At 65.8% G+C, this 19522-nt stretch carries 16 protein-coding genes and 1 pseudogene; 13 read left to right on the forward strand and 4 right to left on the reverse strand.

What is annotated here, in order from left to right; genetic code table 11:
* Positions 1-74: 74 nt before the first annotated feature.
* The 4 genes from U873_RS0108515 to U873_RS0108530 form a co-directional block, all read right to left on the reverse strand.
* Positions 75-1037 (reverse strand): FecR domain-containing protein, encoded by a 963-nt coding sequence (locus U873_RS0108515; RefSeq protein WP_025127843.1) that lies wholly within the window; start codon positions 1035-1037, stop codon positions 75-77.
* Complete coding sequence (locus U873_RS0108520; RefSeq protein ID WP_025127844.1) at positions 1034-1582, reverse strand: RNA polymerase sigma factor; 549 nt, start codon at positions 1580-1582, stop codon at positions 1034-1036. Before U873_RS0108520 ends, U873_RS0108515 begins: the two co-directional genes overlap by 4 nt.
* A gap of 184 nt (positions 1583-1766) precedes the next feature.
* A complete protein-coding gene (locus U873_RS0108525; RefSeq protein WP_025127845.1) occupies positions 1767-3350 on the reverse strand; it encodes a rhodanese-related sulfurtransferase in 1584 nt (527 codons plus the stop codon).
* Entirely contained in the window at positions 3347-3976 is a 630-nt protein-coding gene (locus tag U873_RS0108530; protein ID WP_025127846.1) for a cysteine dioxygenase, read from the reverse strand. Before U873_RS0108530 ends, U873_RS0108525 begins: the two co-directional genes overlap by 4 nt.
* A gap of 106 nt (positions 3977-4082) precedes the next feature.
* On the opposite strand from U873_RS0108530, the gene U873_RS0108535 reads away from it, so the two are divergent.
* The 13 genes and pseudogenes from U873_RS0108535 (at position 4083) to U873_RS0108595 (ending at position 19520) form a co-directional block, all read left to right on the forward strand.
* Complete coding sequence (locus U873_RS0108535; RefSeq protein WP_025127847.1) at positions 4083-4982, forward strand: LysR family transcriptional regulator; 900 nt, start codon at positions 4083-4085, stop codon at positions 4980-4982.
* 153 nt (positions 4983-5135) lie between these two features.
* Positions 5136-5957, forward strand: a complete 822-nt coding sequence (locus U873_RS0108540; protein ID WP_025127848.1) for an ABC transporter permease — start codon at positions 5136-5138, stop codon at positions 5955-5957.
* 3 nt (positions 5958-5960) lie between these two features.
* Entirely contained in the window at positions 5961-6740 is a 780-nt protein-coding gene (locus U873_RS0108545; protein WP_025127849.1) for an ABC transporter ATP-binding protein, read from the forward strand.
* Positions 6737-7936, forward strand: a complete 1200-nt coding sequence (locus U873_RS0108550; protein WP_025127850.1) for an acyl-CoA dehydrogenase family protein — start codon at positions 6737-6739, stop codon at positions 7934-7936. Before U873_RS0108545 ends, U873_RS0108550 begins: the two co-directional genes overlap by 4 nt.
* The gene (locus tag U873_RS0108555; RefSeq protein WP_025127851.1) at positions 7933-8871 is read left to right on the forward strand and encodes a D-isomer specific 2-hydroxyacid dehydrogenase family protein; all 939 of its coding nucleotides are present in this window, start codon (positions 7933-7935) and stop codon (positions 8869-8871) included. The genes U873_RS0108550 and U873_RS0108555 overlap by 4 nt, the downstream gene beginning before the upstream one ends.
* Before the next feature lie 28 nt (positions 8872-8899).
* The gene (locus tag U873_RS0108560) at positions 8900-9709 is read left to right on the forward strand and encodes a class II aldolase/adducin family protein (RefSeq protein WP_025127852.1); all 810 of its coding nucleotides are present in this window, start codon (positions 8900-8902) and stop codon (positions 9707-9709) included.
* An 11-nt stretch (positions 9710-9720) separates the two neighbouring features.
* On the forward strand, positions 9721-10683 hold the full coding sequence (locus U873_RS0108565) for an ABC transporter substrate-binding protein (RefSeq protein ID WP_025127853.1): 963 nt from the start codon (positions 9721-9723) through the stop codon (positions 10681-10683).
* A gap of 227 nt (positions 10684-10910) precedes the next feature.
* Positions 10911-12122: a dipeptidase gene (locus tag U873_RS0108570; protein ID WP_025127854.1), complete on the forward strand. Its 1212-nt coding sequence runs from the start codon at positions 10911-10913 to the stop codon at positions 12120-12122.
* Between the two features lie 237 nt (positions 12123-12359).
* Entirely contained in the window at positions 12360-13937 is a 1578-nt protein-coding gene (locus tag U873_RS0108575) for an FAD-dependent oxidoreductase (RefSeq protein WP_025127855.1), read from the forward strand.
* Between the two features lie 127 nt (positions 13938-14064).
* Positions 14065-14562, forward strand: coding sequence for a RidA family protein (locus U873_RS0108580; RefSeq protein ID WP_025127856.1), 498 nt, complete (start codon positions 14065-14067; stop codon positions 14560-14562).
* Between the two features lie 25 nt (positions 14563-14587).
* Positions 14588-17056, forward strand: coding sequence for a TonB-dependent siderophore receptor (locus U873_RS0108585; RefSeq protein WP_025127857.1), 2469 nt, complete (start codon positions 14588-14590; stop codon positions 17054-17056).
* Positions 17057-17364: 308 nt separating this feature from the next.
* Positions 17365-18452: pseudogene (locus tag U873_RS0108590) on the forward strand (aliphatic sulfonate ABC transporter substrate-binding protein).
* A gap of 291 nt (positions 18453-18743) precedes the next feature.
* Positions 18744-19520, forward strand: coding sequence for a 2OG-Fe(II) oxygenase (locus U873_RS0108595; RefSeq protein ID WP_011059730.1), 777 nt, complete (start codon positions 18744-18746; stop codon positions 19518-19520).
* Positions 19521-19522 lie beyond the last annotated feature (2 nt).

Raw genomic sequence — 19522 nt, forward strand, 5'->3', positions numbered from 1 at the left:
ACGCAGACAGGAGGAAGACGCGGCAGTAGAAAAAAACCTCATATGCGAATGAAAAATATTCGCATATGAGTTGTTCAGCGGGCCTCAATCTTGATCTGCCCGTTGGCCAACGCCAGGGTCTTCACCGGGATCAGGGCGGGCAGGGCCTTGATCAGGGCATCCGGATCGTTGACGTCGAGGTTGCCCGAGACCTTGTAGGCCCCCAGGGCCCCCTCGGCCAATTGCACCGGCTGGCGACGGTAGAGGTTCAACTCGTCCACCAGGCTGGCCAGGTCGCGGTTGCGAAAGGCCAGGTGGCCGCTGCGCCAGTCGGCGACCTGGTCGCTGTCCAGGGGCTGCTGGCGCAGGGTGCCTTTTTCCAGGTCATAGGTGGCCCGTTGCCGAGCACCCAGCAGGGTCAGTGCCCCCGGTTGCCCGTCCGGGCTGAAGGCCACCTGGCCGTGGGCGACGCTGACCACCAGCTGGCGCTGGCCACGGCGCACGTCGAAGGCCGTGCCCACCACCCGCACCTTGGCCGCGCCGCTGTGGACCCACAGCGGGCGCTCCTTGTCGGCGGCCACTTCCAGGTACAGCTGGCCCTGGAGCAGGTAGATATCGCGCTGCTGTGCGCTGAAGTCGACGTTCACCTGGGTATTGGCGTTCACGTACAAGGTGCTGCCGTCGGGCAACTTGAAAGCCCTTGCCCCTTGTTCCTGGGCCGCGACTTGTTGGACGTAAGGCCCCTGGGGCGTCCCCAGGTTGAAAGCCAGCACTGCACACAAGACCGCGGCGGCGGTTGCCAGGGCCGGGCGCCAGGGCGCAGGTTTGCGCCGGGCCAGCGGCACCGGGCGGCTGAGTTGCTGCAACTGCGCCAGGTCGACCCACAATTGCTCGAACTCGGCATAGGCCCGGGCATGGGCCGGTTCGCTCACCCAGGTGTCGAAGGCCTTGCGGGCGGCGCGGTCCGGATCATTGCGGTTACGGGCGAACCAACTGGCGGCCTGGGCATCGATCTGCTCGCTGTCGAGGTCGTCGTGGGTGCCGGTAAAGCGGGTCATTCAGGCTGCTCCTTGCCGTTTTCTCGTTGTAGGTGCTGCTTGCAGTGCAACAGGGCAAAGGCGATGTGTTTCTCCACCATGCTCACGGAGATGCCCATGCGCTCGGCGATCTGCACCTGACTCAGCCCTTCGAAGCGGTGCAGCATAAGGGCTTCGCGGCGGCGCGGCGAGAGTTGTGCGAGCACTTCTTTCAATTGCTCCAGGCGTTGCAGGCGCTGGGCGGCGGGGAGTGGTTCGTGCTGTTCGTCGGCCAGGGGCTCGCTGTCGAAGGTTTCCTCGGGGGGCGCTTCGTGATGAACCCGGGAGCGCACTTGCTGGCGTCGCCAATGGTCACGCAGCAGGTTGCGGGCCATCTGGAACAGGAAGGCGCGGGGTTGTTCGACCTGGGCCCGGTCACGGTAATCGAGCCATTGGGTGAACACGTCCTGGGTCATGTCCGCCGCGTCGCTGGCGTTGTCCGTGCGTTTACGCAGGAAATGCAGGATGTCCGCATAGAACCCGCGAACTGAGTCCGCCGACGGGGAGTCGGGCTTGGAGCGAGACATGGATATCCTTCTTGACGACGCGGTGAGCACAAGGGTCGCGAATGATATCGAGAATTATTGCTATTTGTCACTTGAGGCGATTAGTGGCCATTTAATGGCGATCGCACCGGCAGGTTGCCTGCCGGCACGGGCTGGCCCAAGGGCGCTGGCCGGTCTGTGCCAGCGCCCGTGTGGCCGTGGGACTTCAGATCACGAAGAAGCCGTGGCTGGCGTCGCGGCCCAGTTGTTCCACCAGGCCGAACTCCCAGTCCAGGTAGCCTTGCATGGCCTCTTTCGGGTTGTCGGTGCCCTCATAGGGCCGCCGGTAGCGGTCGATCCGCGGCGAGGCCAGTTGCTGCCGGCTTTCCTCCACGGGCAGGCCGGCGTCGATCCAGGCCGCGGTGCCTCCGCTGAGGAGGAACACCGGGCGCTGGGTCAGGGCTTGCAGCTGCGGCACCACGAAGCGCGCCAGCAGGCTGCTGCCGCAGGTCAGGACATAGCGCTCCGGCTGTGGCAACTGGGCCAGGGATTCCTGCAACTGGCTGGGCAGTACCCACCAGGCCCCGGGGATGTGGCGTTGCACGTAGTTGGCGCTGGCGGTGAAGTCCAGCACCAGGGTGCCGGGTTCCTGCAACCAGGCGGCCAGGGTCCGCGAGCTGATCTCTTCGACCGCTGCACTGTCCGGCAAGGGGGCCTGCCACGGGCCGCGCACGCTGAAGTCGCTGTCGCGCAGGCCATCGAGCACCGCCACCTGCCAGCCCATCTGCGCCAGCCAGGACGCGCTCATGTTGGCCCGCACGCCATCATCGTCCACCAGCACCAGGCGCGCCCCGCGCACGCTGGCGAAGTGGTCGGTTTCCTGCACCAGTTGGCCGCCGGGGGTGGAGCGGGCGCCGGGCAGGTGGCCGGCGGCGAATTCCTCCGGGGTGCGCACGTCGAACAGGTAGCTGGTGCGGGAGGCATCGGCCTGCCAGCGGCGCCATTGGGCCAGGTCGATATGGGCCACGTCGGCACGGTCGGCCACGGCCCGGGCCGCGGCCTGGGCTTCTGCCCGCCGGCTTCCTTGCACCGCCTGGAAGCGCCGGCTCTGGCCGTGCTCCAGCTTCTGCCCGGCCAGGGTCCAGCCAATGGTGCCGTTGCGCAGGGCCGCCACCGGGTTGGGGATGCCGGCGTTCACCAGGGACTGGGTGCCGATGATGCTGCGGGTGCGCCCGGCACAGTTGACCACCACCCGGGTCTGCGGGTTGGGCGCCAGTTCGCGCACCCGCAGCACCAGTTCGGCGCCGGGCACGCTGGTGCTGCCGGGGATGCTCATGGTCTGGTATTCGTCGAAGCGCCGGGCATCGAGCACCACCAGGTCTGCCTGTTGATCGAGCAGGGCCTGCAGCTCCTCGGCGGCCAGGGAGGGCGTGTGGCGCTCAGACTCCACCAGTTCGCCGAAGGCCTTGCTGGGCACGTTGACGTCCTTGAACAGTTCGCCGCCGGCGGCGCGCCAGCCGTCCAGGCCCCCCAGGAGCAGGGCGACATCGCTGTAGCCCAGTTGCACCAGGCGTCTTGCGGCGCGCAAGGCCAGCCCTTCGCCCTGGTCATAGAGGGTGATCGGGGTGTCGCGCCGGGGGATGCGTGCGTACACCTCCAGTTCCAGTTTCGACAGCGGGATATTCACCGCGAACAGTGGATGGGCCTCGGCGAAGGGGGCCTCTTCGCGCACGTCGAGCAGTGCCAGCTCCTGTCGGGCCAGCAGGGCCTGGCGAATCTGCGCCGGGCTGCGGGTAGGGAAATCGGTCATTGCAGGGGCTCCTTCGACAAGTCCCAGAGGTTTGGCAGCAGGCGGTTGGAGTAACCGGAGACAAAGGCTTTTTCATGGCCTTGCGGGTCGTACACGGCGCGGCGCACCGCGCCGATGTTGGCGCCGTAGACATGGATGCTGATGGACACCCGGTCGGCATGGACGTTGCTGACCTGATGGATGTCGCCCAGGCGCGGCGACACCGCTTCCACCTGCCCGGGGATCAGGCGCACCGGGGCGCCGGCAGGTTGCAGGCGGCCATCGGCCAGGCGCTCGAAGCCCTGGGAATCCTCGGCGCCGCGCAGCATGCCGATCAGTCCCCAGACCCGATGGTCGTGGATCGGCGTGCGCTGCCCGGGGCCCCAGACAAAACTGACGATGGAGAAGCGCTGGCGCGAATCGGCGTGCAGCAGAAACTGCTGGTAATGCTGCGGGTCCGGCTGGGCGAAAGCATCGGGCAGCCAGTCGTCCTGGCCCACCAGCCCCTTCAGCAGCGAGGCGCCTTGTTCCAGTACATGCTGTTCATCGGGATCGCTGTCGAGCAATTCGGCCAGGGCTGCGATGAAGTCCCGCAAGCGAGCGAAGTTGGGGGACTCGATGGAAACGATTGAGGCGTTGTGGGGCATGGGCTCCCTCCGTGGACACAGGACAACTGACGTGAACTACACCGGCGAGCTAAAAGGTATTATTCTTCTCGGACATTTTTCCAGTCATTTATTATGCGAAAAAAGAATGAAGATAGATGATCTGAACGCATTCGTGGCGGTGATCCGCTGCCAGACCATCAGCCAGGCGGCCGATGCCCTGCAACTGACCCAGCCGGCGATTACTCGCCGGGTGCAGAATTTCGAGGAAGCCCTGGGGGTCGAGTTGCTCGACCGCAACACCAAGCCCCTCAAGCCCACCAGCATGGGCTTGCGGGTCTATGGCCAGTGCCTGGAAGTGCTGCGCAGCATCGATGCCCTGAATGAACTGGTGGCCAATGACGGCGCCCCCAGTGGCGCCTTGCGCATTGGCGTGCCCCAGACCATCGGCGACGTGGTGCTGCTGGATGCCCTGAGCCAGCTCAAGGCGCTGTATCCGCAGTTGCAGACCTCGGTCGCTACCGGCTGGGGCAGCCACCTGCTGAGCAAGGTCGAGAACGGCGAGCTGGATGTGGTGGCCGCGCTGTTTCCTGCCGGCAAGGTGTTCCCCGAAGGCGTGGTGGGGCATTCCCTGGGCAGCATGCAGCTGGTGGTGGTCGCCGCCAGGGGCGAGGTGCGCAAGCGCAGTTGCAAGCTGGCCGACTGTTACCAGCGCGGCTGGGTGCTCAATCCCGACGGTTGCGGTTTCCGCGCCGGCCTGCAACGGGCCTTGAGTGCCCAGGGCCTGTCGTTGCAGATCAACCTGGAAACCTTCGGCACCGAGCTGCAATTGGGGCTGATCGCCAATGGCCTGGGCTACGGCCTGGTGCCGCTGCCGCTGCTGGAAAACAGCAGCCATCGGGACAAGCTGGAGATCGTACCGGTCAGCGACTTCAAGCCGGTGATCGACCTGTGGCTGATTCACCCGCGCTTTCTGGGCAACCTGCAACAACCGGTGGGCATGTTCGGCGAGATGGTCGCTGCCCGGGTCGGCAAGGCCGTTCCGTAGGCCCCAGGTCAGTAGCTATGCATTATTGATTTGCATGTCTTTGTGGTTATTGAATGCATTTTTTGTATATTAAGTTAGAACCAAAACGAATTTCACGGACGTTTTTTATGTAGTTAGCATGGGGCTCGAACGCGCTGAAATAGGGATGTTGAAATGCCTGCGCAAGCCCCGATCACCTTGCCTGCGCGCTGGACCCAGCGCCCTGGCGCCAAGCTCCTCGGCAACCTGTTGCTGCGCCTGCTCAGTCCGCTGCTGCTCCTGCTGCTGTGGGAGCTGGCGTCGCGCAGCGGGCTGCTGCCGGCCCGGATCATCGCTGCCCCCAGCACCATCGGCGGCACCCTGTGGCAGATGCTCGGCAGCGGTGAACTGGGCGGGCATCTGTGGGTGTCCCTCAAGCGTGCCCTCAGTGGCCTGGCCATCGGTGTTGGCGTCGGCACGCTCCTGGCCCTGGTGGCAGGCCTGTCGCGACGGGGCGAGCTGGCCATCGACTCGCCCATGCAGATGCTGCGCACCCTGCCGTTCCTGGCCATCGTGCCGTTGTTCATCCTGTGGTTCGGTGTCGGTGAGACGCCGAAGATCGCCCTGATTGCCCTGGGCACCACGTTCCCGATCTACCTGACCCTGTTTGCGGCGATCCGCAGCATCGATCCCAAGTTGCTGGAGGCCGCGACCCTGCTGGGGCTAAGGCGCTGGGAACTGATCGTCCATGTGGTCCTGCCCGGAGCGATGCCGGGATTCTTCGTCGGCCTGCGCTACGCCTTCGGCATCAGTTGGCTGGGGCTGGTGGTGGTCGAGCAGATCAACGCCAGCGCCGGCATCGGCTACCTGGTCAACGATGCCCGGGACTTCATGCGCACCGACGTGATCGTCATCTGCCTGCTGGTCTACAGCGTGCTCGGCCTGGGCATCGACGCCCTGGTACGGGGCCTTGAACGTTTCGCCCTGGCCTGGCGGCCGACCTTTATCAGGAGCTGAACCATGACCCTGTCATTGCCCGTGTCGGGCCGCTTGCGCGCTGCCGTGGAAGCCCGCCGGATCACCCGGCGCTTTGCCGGCCAGGCGGTGCTCGATGGCCTGGACCTGGAGATCGCCCCGGGGGAATTCGTTGCCTTGCTGGGCAGCAGCGGCTCGGGCAAGACCACCTTGCTCAGGGCCCTGGCCGGGCTCGAACCGGTGGACGAAGGGCAGTTGCAGGTGCCCCGCGCCTTGGCGGCCGTGTTCCAGGAGCCGCGGCTGATGCCCTGGAAGCGCGTATGGCGCAACGTCGCCCTCGGCGTGCGCGGGGAGGGGGTGCGCGAGCGGTCCCTGGCGGCGCTGGAAGAAGTGGGGCTTGGCCATCGATTGGCGGCCTGGCCCGGCACCTTGTCCGGTGGCGAGGCCCAGCGCGTGGCCCTGGCCCGGGCCCTGGTGCGCGAACCGCAACTGTTGCTGCTGGATGAACCCTTCGCCGCCCTCGATGCCCTGACGCGGATCCGCATGCACCAGTTGATCATCCGCCTGTGGCAGCGGCACACCCCGGCGGTGCTGCTGGTGACCCACGATGTCGACGAGGCACTGTTGCTGGCCGACCGGGTGCTGGTGCTGGCCAACGGGCGAATCGCCGAACAACTGCCGATCCGCCTGCCGCGTGCGCGCCAGGTGACGACCCTGGGGTTCCAGCCACTGCGAGCGCGGTTGCTGCACCTGCTGGGGGTCGAAACCGAGGCCGAACCGGCCGCCAGTGTCTCCCATCCCTTGAGCAGGACTGCCAGCCGATGAGCCTCTCCACCGTGCCTCCTTCTGTATCCCGTCCCGGCCTTGACCTGGACTCCTCGGACTTTGCCGATCTGTTGCAGCAACTGAGCGAAGAGTTCGCCGCCACTGCGGCCCACTACGACCGCCACAGCGAGTTTCCCCACGCCAACCTGCAGCGCCTGCACCAGCATGGCCTGTTGGCCCTGACCGTCCCCCGGGCCCTGGGTGGCAGCGAGGCGACCCTGGCCCAGGCGCGCCGGGTGGTAGGCGCGGTGGCTCGGGGCGAACCCTCTACCGCCTTGGTGCTGGTGATGCAGTACCTGCAGCACACGCGGCTGCAGCAGAACACCGCCTGGCCGCTGCACCTGCGCCAGCGAGTGGCCCGGGAGGCCGTAGAAGAGGGCGCCTTGATCAATGCCCTGCGGGTCGAGCCGGACCTCGGCACCCCGGCCCGGGGCGGCTTGCCGGCGACTGTTGCGCGGCGGGTCGAGGGCGGCTGGCTGCTCAGTGGGCGCAAGATCTACTCCACCGGGATTCCCGGGCTGACGTGGCTCTCGGTCTGGGCCCGCAGTGATGAGCCGCAGCCGCAGGTCGGCACCTGGCTGGTCCACCGCGACAGCCCGGGCATCGTCGTCGAGGAAACCTGGGACCACCTGGGCATGCGCGCCACCGGCAGCCATGACGTGGTCTTCGACGAGGTGTTCGTGCCCCTGGAGCAGGCGGTGGACATCCAGCCGGCCAATGTGCCCCGGCCTTCCGAGCTGGACAGCAAGGGCGTGCTCTGGCTGGCGGTGCTGCTCTCGGCGATCTACGACGGCGTGGCCCGCGCGGCCCGCGACTGGCTACTGGGCTGGCTGGCCCAGCGCACCCCGGCCAACCTCGGCGCGCCGCTGTCGAGCCTGCCGCGCTTTCAGGAATTGCTCGGGCGCATCGACGCCTTGCTGCTGAACAATCGACTGTTGCTGGATGCCGCCGCCGAAGGGCGGATCGCCCCCGGCGAGGCTACCCAGATCAAGTTCCTGGTGACCAGCCATGCCATCAGCGCGGTGGAGCTGGGCATCGAGGCCATCGGCAATCCCGGGCTGGCCCGGGGCAACCCCATCGAACGGCATTACCGCGATGTGCTGTGCAGCCGCATTCACACGCCGCAGAACGATGCGATCCTCGGCGCTGTCGGCCGAGCCGCCTTTGCCTTGCCCAGCCGCGGAGCCCAGGCATGACCCGGATCGCCAGCCAGCTCGACGAAGGGTTCAACCGGCAGTTGCGCGAGTGGCTGCCCGGGGTCGAAGTGCTGAGCCTGCCCCGGGGCTTGCCTCGGGACCTGCCGCGGGACATCCAGGTCCTGCTGGCTGCGCCCCACGCCGAGTTTCGCGATGCCTCCCAAGCGCCAGCGGGCTGGCCCTTCGGCCTGGGCTTCGTGCAACTGGCGACCTCGGGCCTGGACTACTTTCCTTCCTGGCTGTGGCACGCAATGCCGGTGGCCAGCGCCCGCGGCAGCACCGCCGAGAGCATTGCCGAATTCGCCCTGGCGGCGATTTTCGCCGCTGCCAAGGCGTTGCCTCAGGTCTGGATCGATACCCCTGAACACTGGCGCCAGCGACCGCTGGCGGCGGTGGCCGGCAGCACCCTGGGGCTGTTCGGCTTTGGCAGCATCGCCCGGGAACTGGCGCCCAAGGCCCAGGCCCTGGGCATGCAGGTGCTGGCCCTGCGGCGCTCGGCGCAGCCGTTGGCGGTGCCTGGAGTGGAGCCGGTCGCCGACCTGCATGAACTGTTTGCCCGGGCCGATCACCTGTTGCTGGCGGTGCCGTTGACCGAGCAGACCCGCCAGGTCATCGATGCCCAGGTACTGGCTGCGGCCAAGCCGGGGCTGCACCTGATCAATATCGCCCGCGGTGCGCTGATCGATCAGCCCGCGTTGTTGCAGGCCCTGGACAGCGGGCGCATTGGCCTGGCCAGCCTGGATGTGGCCGACCCCGAGCCGCTGCCCGAGGGCCATCCTTTCTACCGCCACCCGCGCATTCGCCTGTCGCCCCACACCTCGGCCAACTCACCCGGGGTCTACCTGAACCTCGCCCGCTTGCTGGGACGCAATATCCAGCGTTGGCGCGACGGCCTGCCCCTGGAAAACCCGGTGCAGGTCGAGCGTGGTTATTAGCCCCTCAACAACCTGAAGGAGAGCCGCCATGACGGCACATTTTCGCCCAGCGGTGTATGACCTGCGCCGCGATGGCCACACGGTTCACCGCTGGGAGCATCCGCCCCGGCAAGCCACGGTCGAGCTGGAGCGCCTTGAGCGCAAACGAAGCCTGGCCGCGGCCTTCCGGGTATTCGCCCGGCTGGGTTTCGACATGGGCGGGGCGGGGCATATCACCGTGCGCGACCCAGGGCGCGCGGATCACTTCTGGGTCAATCCGGTGGGGGTGTATTTCGGCCATGTGCGGGTTAGCGACCTGCTGCTGGTGGACCCCGAAGGCGCCATTGTCGAAGGCGAGGGCGCCTTGAACCTGGCGGCCTTCGCCATTCACGCGGCACTTCATGAAGCCCATCCGCAGGTGGTGGCTGCGGCCCATGCCCATTCGCTGTACGGCAAGGCGTGGTCGAGCCTGGGCCGGCTGCTGGACCCGCTGACCCAGGACGCCTGCGCTTTCTATGAGCGCCATGGGCTGTTCGACAACTTCTCCGGGGTGGTGCTGGAGGCCAGCGAAGGCGCGCGGATCGCCGCAGCGCTCCAGGGCCACAAGGCCCTGATCCTGCAGAACCATGGCCTGCTCACCGTGGGGGAAACCGTCGAGGCCGCGGCCTGGCGCTTTATCGCCATGGACAACGCCGCCCAGGCCCAACTGCTGGCGGAAGCTGCCGGCACCCCGCGCCCGATTCCCCACGAAGTGGCGCGCCATACCGCCCGCCAGGTGGGGACCGAGTTCGGTGGCTGGTTCAGTTTCCAGCCCTACCGCGAACGGATCGTGCGCGAAGAAGCGGATTTTCTCGACTAAGGACAGCCCTCATGCAACGTCGTCGCTTTCTGCAACTTTCGGCCCTGGCCGGTCTCGCCGGCGCTTTGCCGCGCCTGGGCCTGGGGGCCGCCTCGGAGCTGGCCGGGGTGACCCTGAATGTCGCCACCTACAAGGGCGCGGCGCCGAGCTTCTTTGCCGAGGCCGGCATCGAGGCGCCCCCCTACAAGGTCAAGTACGCCGAGTTCACCGGTGGCAACCTGAGCTTCGAAGCCCTGGTCAGTGGCACCCTGGATATTTCACCGATGAGCGAGATCCCGCCGATCTTCGGGATCAAGAACCACGCCCCGGTGAAGCTGATCGCGGTGCTCACCGGCGACGTCAACAACCAGGCCTTCATCGTGCCCAAGGGCTCCACGGTGCAATCGGTGGCCGAGCTCAAGGGCAAGCGCATCGGCTATATCCGCTCCACCAGTTCCCATTACTTTTTGCTCAAGGCCCTGAAGGAGCAGGGGCTGGGCTTCGATGACATCCTGCCCATGGCACTGACTCCCCAGGACGGGTTCGCGGCCTTCCAGAATGGTGCCCTGGATGCCTGGGTCAGCTTCGGCTACTTCATCCAGCTGGCCGAGCTGCGGGCCGGCGCCCGGGTACTGAAGACCGGCCAGGGTTACCTTTCCGGCAACTATGTGATCGCCGCCAACCAGCAGAGCATTGCCGACCCCTTCAAGCATGCGGCGATCACCGACTACATCCTGCGCGAGTACCGCTCCTGGCAATGGATCGCCAGCCACCCCGAGGAGTGGGCGACCAAGAGCGCGCAGATCCTCGGCATGCCCCGGGAAGTATTCCTGGCCCAGTACCGGGCCCAGAGCGGCCCGCGCCTGTTGCAACCGGTGGACGACGCAGCGGTGAAATCCCAGCAGGACGTGGCCGACCTGTTCTTCGAGGCAGGCGTGCTGCCCCAGCAACTGGACGTATCCGGCCTATGGGACCGCAGCTTCCACTGGACCTGACTGTGTAGGAGCCGGCTTGCCGGCGAAAGGGCCCTCAAGCCATGCACTGCCCCGAAGAACGCCTTCGCTGGCAAGCCAGCTCCTACAGAACACCTGACACCCCATGTAGGAGCCGGCTTGCCGGCGAATAGGCCCTCAAGCCATGCACTGCCCCAGAGGACGCCTTCGCTGGCAAGCCAGCTCCTACCATCCGGAGGGGAGATTTCTTTCATTGGCCAGGAGGCCCCATGTTTACCCGAACCTTGCTGTGCCTGGCGCTAGCCAGCCCCTGGGCCTTGGCCGACAGCCCCGCCCAAGCCTTGCACCAGCGCCTTACGGTGCTCGACAGCCACCTCGATACCCCCATGCAACTGGCCCGCCCCGGTTGGGACATCACCCAGCGCCATCGCTACCAGGACGACCTGTCCCAGGTCGATCTGCCACGGATGAAAGAGGGCGGCCTGGATGGCGGTTTCTGGGCCATTTTCACCCCCCAGGGGCCGCTCACCGCCGAAGGCCGGACCCTGGCCAGCGAACATGGGCTGGCGGTGCTGGCGCGGATCCACGACCTGATCGCCGCCCACCCCGATGACTTCGCCCTGGCCCTGACGGCTGGCGATGTACCGGCCATCGTCGGCCGTGGCCAGCGGGCGGTGTTCATCAGCATGGAAAATGCCCAGCCCCTGGCCGCTGACCCCGGGCGCTTGCACACCTACTATCGCCAGGGGCTGCGCATGCTCGGCCTGGTGCACTCGGCCAACAACGACTTCGCCGACTCGGCCAGCGCCCTGCCGCAATGGCGAGGGCTGAGCCCGGCGGGGCGGGAGCTGGTGGCCGAGGCCAACCGCCTGGGCATCCTGCTGGATGTGTCCCACGCCTCGGACCCGGTGTTCGACCAGGTACTGGCCCTGTCCAGGGCGCCGATCATTGCCTCCCATTCCAGCAGCCGGGCCATCACCGCCCACCCGCGCAACCTGGATGACCGGCGCCTGCGGCAACTGGCGGCCAGGGGCGGGGTGGTGCAGGTCAACAGCTTTCCCAGCGACCTGATCAACCTTGTGCCCAACCCCGAGCGGGACAAGGCCCTGGGCCCGCTGTACCGCGAGTTTCGCCTGGCCGCCAGCCTGAGCCCGGCACAGGTGGCAGACCTGGCCGAGCGCATTCGCCAGGTCGAGGCCCGCTACCCGCAGCCCCGCGCCAACCTGGACGACTACATGCGCCACCTGCTGCACATCCTCGACGTGGTCGGCCCCGAGCATGTGGGCATCGGTGCCGATTGGGACGGCGGCGGTGGCGTGCAGGGGCTGGAGGACGTGACGCAATTGCCGCGGATCACCGAACGACTGCTGGCGGCGGGCTATAGCGAAGCGGACCTGGAGAAGATCTGGGGCGGCAATCTGTTGCGGGTTCTCGATGCCGCCCAGGCCGTAGGCGCCGGTGTGCCTGCGAAGGCGCGCTGAGCTGCGCGCGGTGCTGGGGAGCCGGCTTCCCCGGGGCAGTAGGGAGGCAAGCAGGCTATGCGTGGAGCGCAGAATCTTTTGGCTTGAATATGAAACAAAGTAATATTTGCATATGCTTAAAATGTATTTCTCTTATTAAATAAGCGCCCCTAGGATGGCTTCCATAGACCCAAGTGACTGCATAAGTCGACGGGCTATAACCGAACGCACTATCCATCCGTCGCAGGGAGTGCTTGTATGCCACTGACCAGAAGACAATTGATCGCCCGTATTGCTGCGGTCGGCGGCGTTCAGGCGGCGAGTGCGGTCATGGGGCTGTTCGGTGCTGCGCCTACGGCTGAAGCCTTCGAGGAAAACTATGCCGCGCTGCCCACTGCGGCAGTGGGCAAGGGCGCCCATGTGGTGGTGATCGGTGCCGGGATCGGTGGCCTGGTGAGCGCCTACGAGCTGCACAAGGCCGGGTTCAAGGTCACCCTGCTGGAAGCCCGGGACCGGGTGGGCGGGCGCAACTGGACGCTGCGCCGCGGTGACCGGGTGGAGTACAGCGACGGCAGTGCGCAGGTCGTCGAGTTCGACCAGGGGTTCTACCTCAACGCCGGGGCTGGCCGCCTGCCCAGCCACCATCAGTTGATGCTCGGCTACTGCCGCGAGTTGGGGGTGGAGCTGGAGGTACTGGTCAACACCAGTCGCAATGCCCTGGTGCGCCCGGACCTGAACCAGCCGGCGCTGCAGATTCGCCAGGCGGTCAACGACAGCCGCGGACATTTTTCCGAGCTGCTGGCCAAGGCGGTCAATCGTCATGCCCTGGACCAGGAGCTGACCCCAGCCGATCGCAGCAACCTGTTGAGTTTCCTGAAAACCTGGGGCGATCTCTCGGACAAGCTGGAGTACCTGGGCTCGGCCCGTTCCGGCTACAAGGTCTGGCCCGGGGCCGGTGACCAGTTGGCGCAGAAGAACGAGCCGCTGCCGTTGCAGACCCTGCTCAACCCGGCGCTGACCACGGCGCTGATGATCGACGAATACCCGGAGTTCTCACCCACCATGTTCCAGCCGGTGGGCGGCATGGACCGCATCCCCCAGGCTTTTGCCCGGCGTCTGCAAGGGCAGTTGCGGCTGCACAGCGAAGTGCGTTCGATCAACAATCATGCCGAGCATGCCGAGGTGGTGTACCTGGACCGGCGCAGCGGCCGCACCCAGCGTCTGAAGGCCGACTATGTGATCAGCAGCCTGCCTCTGCCGCTGCTGGCCAGGGTCGACAACAATTTCAGCGCCCCGGTGCGCCAGGCCATCGGCGCGGTGCAGTTCGGCTATGCCAACAAGGTGGCCTGGCAGTCCCGGCGCTTCTGGGAGAGCCAGTACCAGATCTATGGCGGGCTGTCCTTCATCAACCAGGAGGCTTCCGGGTTGTGGTACCCCAGCGGGGGCTTCAACCAGGCCGAAGGGGTGTTGGTGGCGGCTTACAACAACGGTGAAACCGCGCGTCGGTTCGCTGAGAAGAGCCTGGCCCAGCAGATCGAGATTTCCCGTCAGGCGGTGGAGCTGCTGCACCCTGGCCACAGCCATGAACTGCGCAAGCCGTTGGTGATTGCCTGGAGCCGGATCCCTTACAACTTCGGTCCCTGGATCAGCCACGAAGTGGCCGAGCCGGACTACAGCCTGCTCAACCCGCCCCAGGGCCGGGTCTACCTGACCAGCGACGGCCTGGCCCACAGTGGCGTGGGCATCTGGCAGGAAGCCGCGGCCGGTGCGGCGCGGCGCGTGGTGCGGCAGCTTTTCCAGCGGGCGCAAGGCTCGTCGTTGCAGCAAACGGCCTGAGAACGCCGAGCCTGTTTCTGCGCAGCGTCGCAGCGGGGGCCAAGCGCGAAGCGTCTACTACAGAACAATCACCCTGCCGGGTAGCGGACCTCCGAGGCTGGCATTCATCACCTTGGAGCGTCTTTGCATGTCGATAAAACACACCGCCGTGGGGCTGGGGCTGCTGATGGCCGCCAGCAGCAGCTGGGCCGCAGGAATCCAGCGCGTGCCGTCCAGCTATCCCAATTCACCGATCCTGCAATCGGTGACCCTGCCCGCCAACAGCGAGGTGACTTACCTCTCCGGCTTGCTGCCGGACCCGCAGGACCCCAAGGCGCCCAAGGAGCAGATCCACGCCGTGGGCAACACCGAGGCGCAGGCCCGGGTGGTGTTGCGCAAGATCGAGACGATTCTCGCCAGCCAGGGCCTGGGGCTGGGGGATGTGGTGCAACTGCGGATCTACCTGGTGGGGGACCCGGCCCTGGGCGGCAAGCTGGATTTCGACGGCCTGCAGGTGGCTTTCCGCGAGTTCTTCGGCACCCAGCAACAGCCGCTGAAGCCGGCCCGGACCACGGTGCAGGTGGCGGGGCTGGTACTGCCCGGCGCCCTGATCGAAGTTGAAACCGTTGCTGCCCGAGCGCGCTGAGCCCCCTTCAAAAGGATCTGAAGTCATGAGTATTTCCTTGCGTAATATCGTCCTCAGCGCCGCCCCCGTGAGCCTTGGCCTGCTGGGCCTGGCGGCGCCTGTGGAGCTGCTGGCCGCCGACGAGACCCTGGGCACCGTGGTGGTCACTGGCGTGCGCGGCAGCCAGCAACGCACCGTCACCGACAGCCCGGCGCCGATCGATGTGATCGACAGCGAACAGCTGCGCAGCATCGGCCAGAATGGCCTGAAAGAAATGCTCGGCCGGCTGCTGCCGTCGTTCAACGTGCCCACCATCAACGGTGGCGGCACCGCGTTTCTGGTGCGCGGGGTGAGCATGCGCGGCCTGGGTGGCGACCAGGTGCTGGTGCTGATCAATGGCAAGCGCCGGCACAACTCGGCGCTGATCAACAATGGCGCGCGGGTCGGCAACGCCTCGGTGCCGGTGGACCTGGACCTGATTCCCACGGCGGCCATCGAGCGCATCGAAGTGCTGCGCGATGGCGCGGCGGCGCAGTACGGCTCGGACGCCATCGCCGGGGTGATCAACATCATCCTCAAGCGCAACGCCGAAGGCCTGACCTCCGACACCACCCTGGGCCAGTACTACGACGGCGACGGCACCACCGGCCACGAAGCCTTCAACTGGGGCAACAAGCTGGGAGAGAACGGCGGCTTCATCAACCTGTCCTGGGACGCCAAGCTGCAGGAGCCTTACGAGCGCTCCAGCGCCGCCAGCGGCCAGCTGTACTTCAAGCAGGCCGACGGCTCGCCGGACCCTCGGGAAAGCAATCGCCAGGGCTGGGGCACCGAGTACGGCCTGGGCCGTGACCGCACCACCAGCCTGGCCTACAACGCCGAGCTGCCCCTGGACGACGACCTCAAGCTGTATTCGTTTTCGACCTTGAGCTACCGCAACAGCAACAAGGACCTGGGGCATCGCAAGCCCACCGACATCACCAGCCTGGCGGGGGTGCCCAATGCGCCGTACCCCAACGGTGGCCAGGCGCGGCGGGAAATCCGCGAGACCGACTTCCAGGTTGCCGGCGGCGCCAAGGGCCTGCTCGGTGGCTGGGACTGGGACCTGTCGAGCACCTACGGCAAGGATCGCGGTGTGCTCGATACGGCCAACAACCTGAACATCTCCAACGGCCCCTACAGCCAGCACGACTTCCACCTGGGCAACCTGGTGTTCGACCAGTGGACCAACAACCTGGATTTTTCCCGGGCCCTGGACATCGGCTGGAGCAGCCCGCTGGAAACCTCCTTCGGCGTGGAATATCGCTGGGAGAAATACGCCCTGGAAGAGGGCGAAGCCAACTCCTACGGCCAGGGCAGCTATGTCCCGGCCACCGGGCCGTTCGCCGGAGTGGTGCCGGACCCGGGGCTGTTCTCGGTCAACGGCACCACCCCGGAAGATGCCTACAGCCTCAAGCGCCACAGCGAGGCGGCCTATATCGACCTGGGCCTGAACATCACCCCCAACTGGTACGTCGGCGCGGCGGCACGCTACGAGAAGTACAACCTCGGGGTGGGCGACACCACCAGCGGCAAGCTCACCACCCGTTACGAGTTCCTCCCCGGGTACGCGGTGCGGGCGGCGGTGAGCAACGGCTTCCGTGCACCGTCCCTGGCCCAGAGCGTGTTTTCCACCACCAGCACTGTCACCGAATTCGGCGCCGGTGGCACCACCAGCTCGGTGCGCACCAAGCAGATGCGCCCCAACTCGCCGGAAGCGGTGGCCCTGGGCGCCAAGGACCTGGAGCCGGAAACCTCGCGCAACTACAGCCTGGGCTTCACCGCCGAGCCCACCGAGCGGCTGCGCCTGACCGCCGACTTCTACCTGATCGACATCGACAAGCGCATTCTCCAGACCGGCATCCTCAAGGGCCCGGCGGTGTCGCAGATCCTGGTGGAGAACGGCCTGTCGCCCAACCTTGCCGGGCAGTACTACACCAACGCCGCGGACACCCGGACCAAGGGCGTGGACCTGGTGGCGGACTACCGCCAGTCGTTCGGCGAGTACGGCACGGCGAAATGGAGTGTCGCCTACAACCACAACAAGACCACCATCCGCGACCTGGCGGACACCCCGGCGGCCCTGTCGCGCCTGGGGGCGGGTTATGTGCTGTTCGACCGCCAGCAGCAGATCGACCTGACCCGATCCACGCCCAAGGACAAGTGGATCCTCTCCAGCAACTACAAGGTCGGCGACTGGACCACCAACCTGCAACTGACCCGCTTTGGCGAGTACACCGAAGGCTCGAACATCCCGGCCAACGACCGCACCTACAGCGCCAAGTGGATCACCGACCTGGACGTGGCCTACGACGTGACCCAGAACCTCACCGTCGCGGTGGGCGCCAACAACCTGTTCGACGTGTACCCGGACAAGATCGGCCTCAAGGCCTGGGCGGGTACGTACGAGTACGGCATGTTCTCGCCCTACGGATTGGGCGGTGGTTATTACTACAGCCGCGTCAGCCTGGCGTTCTAGGCATGACCGATATCTATCTCGTAGGAGCTGGCTTGCCAGCGAAGGCGGCCGCATGAGTGGTGCAGGGTTCCAGGACCATTCGCCAGCAAGCTGGCTCCTACAGTCGCTGTGTCAGCCTGGCGTTCTAGGCATGAGCGATATCTATCTCGTAGGAGCTGGCTTGCCAGCGAAGGCGGCCGCATGAGTGGTGCAGGGTTTCAGGGCCATTCGCCAGCAAGCTGGCTCCTACAGCCGCTGTGTCAGCCTGGCGTTCTAGGCATGACCGGTATCGATCTCGTAGGAGCTGGCTTGCCAGCGAAGGCGGCCGCATGAGTGGTGCAGGGTTCCAGGACCATTCGCCAGCAAGCTGGCTCCTACAGCCGCTGTTTCAGCCTGGCGTTCTAGGCATGACCGATATCCATCTCGTAGGAGCTGGCTTGCCAGCGAAGGCGGCCGCATGACCAGTACAGGATTCAGGGGCCATTCGCCGGCAAGCCGGTTCCTACAGGGAGTGGTGTTGTGTTTGTGGCTGGGCAGTGCGCTGGCGCAGCCGGCGTTGCGAGTGTCCAGCCAGAAGCAGTCGCTGAAGATTCTGCTGCAGGCGGCGGGGGAGCTGGAGCAGGTGCCGTACCCCATCGAGTTCGCTTCCTTCGCTGCCGCAGCGCCCACCGCCGAGGCACTGGCCGCCGGGGCGGTGGACATCGGCAGCCTGGGGGATGCGCCCTTTGTGTTCGCCGCCGCGGCCGGGGCGCCGCTCAAGACCGTGGGGGTGATCAAGCTCAAGGTCACGCCGACCGCGGTGGCGATCCTGGTCAAGGAGGATTCGCCGCTGGAGCAGGCCGCCGACCTCAAGGGCCGGCGCATCACTACCACCCGCGGTTCCATCGGCCATTTCCTGGCCCTGGCTGCCCTGCGTTCGGTGGGCCTGCACGGCAGCGACGCGCAGTTCATCTTTCTCCAGCCGGCCGAGTCCCGCAGCCTGTTGAGCAACGGCCAGGCCGACGCCTGGTCCACCTGGGATCCCTACACCAGCATGGTGCAGATGGAGGGCGGCAGCCGGGTGCTGGTCAGTGGCGAAGGTCTGTTCGCCGGGCACATGCTGCTGGTGGCCAACGACCAGGCGATCCGCGACAAGCCGCAGCAGATCGCCGACTTCCTGCGGCGCCTGGATCGTGCCTATGCCTGGGCCAACCAGCACCAGAGCGAGTTTTCGCAGATCCAGGCCAGCTACAGCGGCCTGCCGGTGGAGGTACATGAACGTTCCAATCGCTACTCGCTGCCCCGGCGCATCGCCGTGGGCCCGACCGTGGTGGAAGACGTGCAGCACACCGCCGATCTCTATCGCGAGGAGGGCATCATCCAGACGTCTTTCGATGCGGCGGCTTATATGGATGGTCAATTCAATGAAGTTGAATGACTGCGTGGCAGTTTTATTAATTAACCTCGGGAGTCGTTAAATAAAAAACAGCAAAGATGTTCATCGCTTAAGTTAACTATCAGCAAATTTCATAATCTTTCCGCAGTCTCTTTAAAGTGCCTGTGAAGGCGGCTATTTGCCTGATTTTCGATACATTTTTAAGTTTGGATATTAGAGATAAAGGGTATTTCACAAGGCCTTCGCAACTGCCTAAGGTGGCCCTGAAACAAATTATTACGTTCTACCGGTGTTGTACTTCGTCGCTACTTCCAGGGAATTAAGGGAGCTTGCATGTTCACAGTCACTACCGCCGACAAACTTGAAGCGCGGCACATTCTCGATGTTGTGGAAAAACGCTCTTACGGCGTTCAGCTCAAAGGTTTCTGCCCGCCGGATACCTTGCAGGTGGCGCGGGATCATCTGTACCAGCAGGAGCTGCGCAGTGCCTTCAGCCAGCAGCAGGAGTTCGTCCGGGTCGGCAAGGCCTACATCGAGATCCAGGACGAGCAGAGCCGGGCCGAGTATCACGCCCTGGCCCTGCCCAACATCCGCAAGATCCGCAATCTATTCCGGCCCCTGGCCTCGCCCATCGACGAGCTGCGCCTGCTGCTGGACGAAGTCTGGCCCCAGGGCGCGCACCTGTTGCAGGTGGACGGGCAGAAGTGCTTCGTCGGCATCGCCCGCTTCCAGGGTTCGGGGGTCGATCTCACGCCCCACACCGACAAGCTTGAACGCAATGCCCCCGAGGGCCACAGCCCGCAGCTGCTGACCCAGCTGTCCACCAACATCTACCTGGAGATCCCCGAGGACGGTGGCGAGCTGGAGATCTGGGGCATCGAGCCGGACGAGCAGGAGTACAACCGCCTGAAGGGCGAGCGGGCCTACGGCATCGAACGCCACCTGCTGCCGCCGCCGGATTTCGTGGTCAAGCCCGAGCCCGGCGACCTGATCCTGCTCAACCCGCGGCTGATCCACGCCGTGCGCCCTTCGGCCAGCAGCACCCGGGTCACCCTCGGGGTCTTTATCGGTTACTACGGCGAACACCAGCCTTTGGCCTACTGGAGCTGAAC

Origin of the sequence: Pseudomonas sp. PH1b, from assembly GCF_000633395.1 — a bacterium.
Lineage (GTDB): Bacteria > Pseudomonadota > Gammaproteobacteria > Pseudomonadales > Pseudomonadaceae > Aquipseudomonas.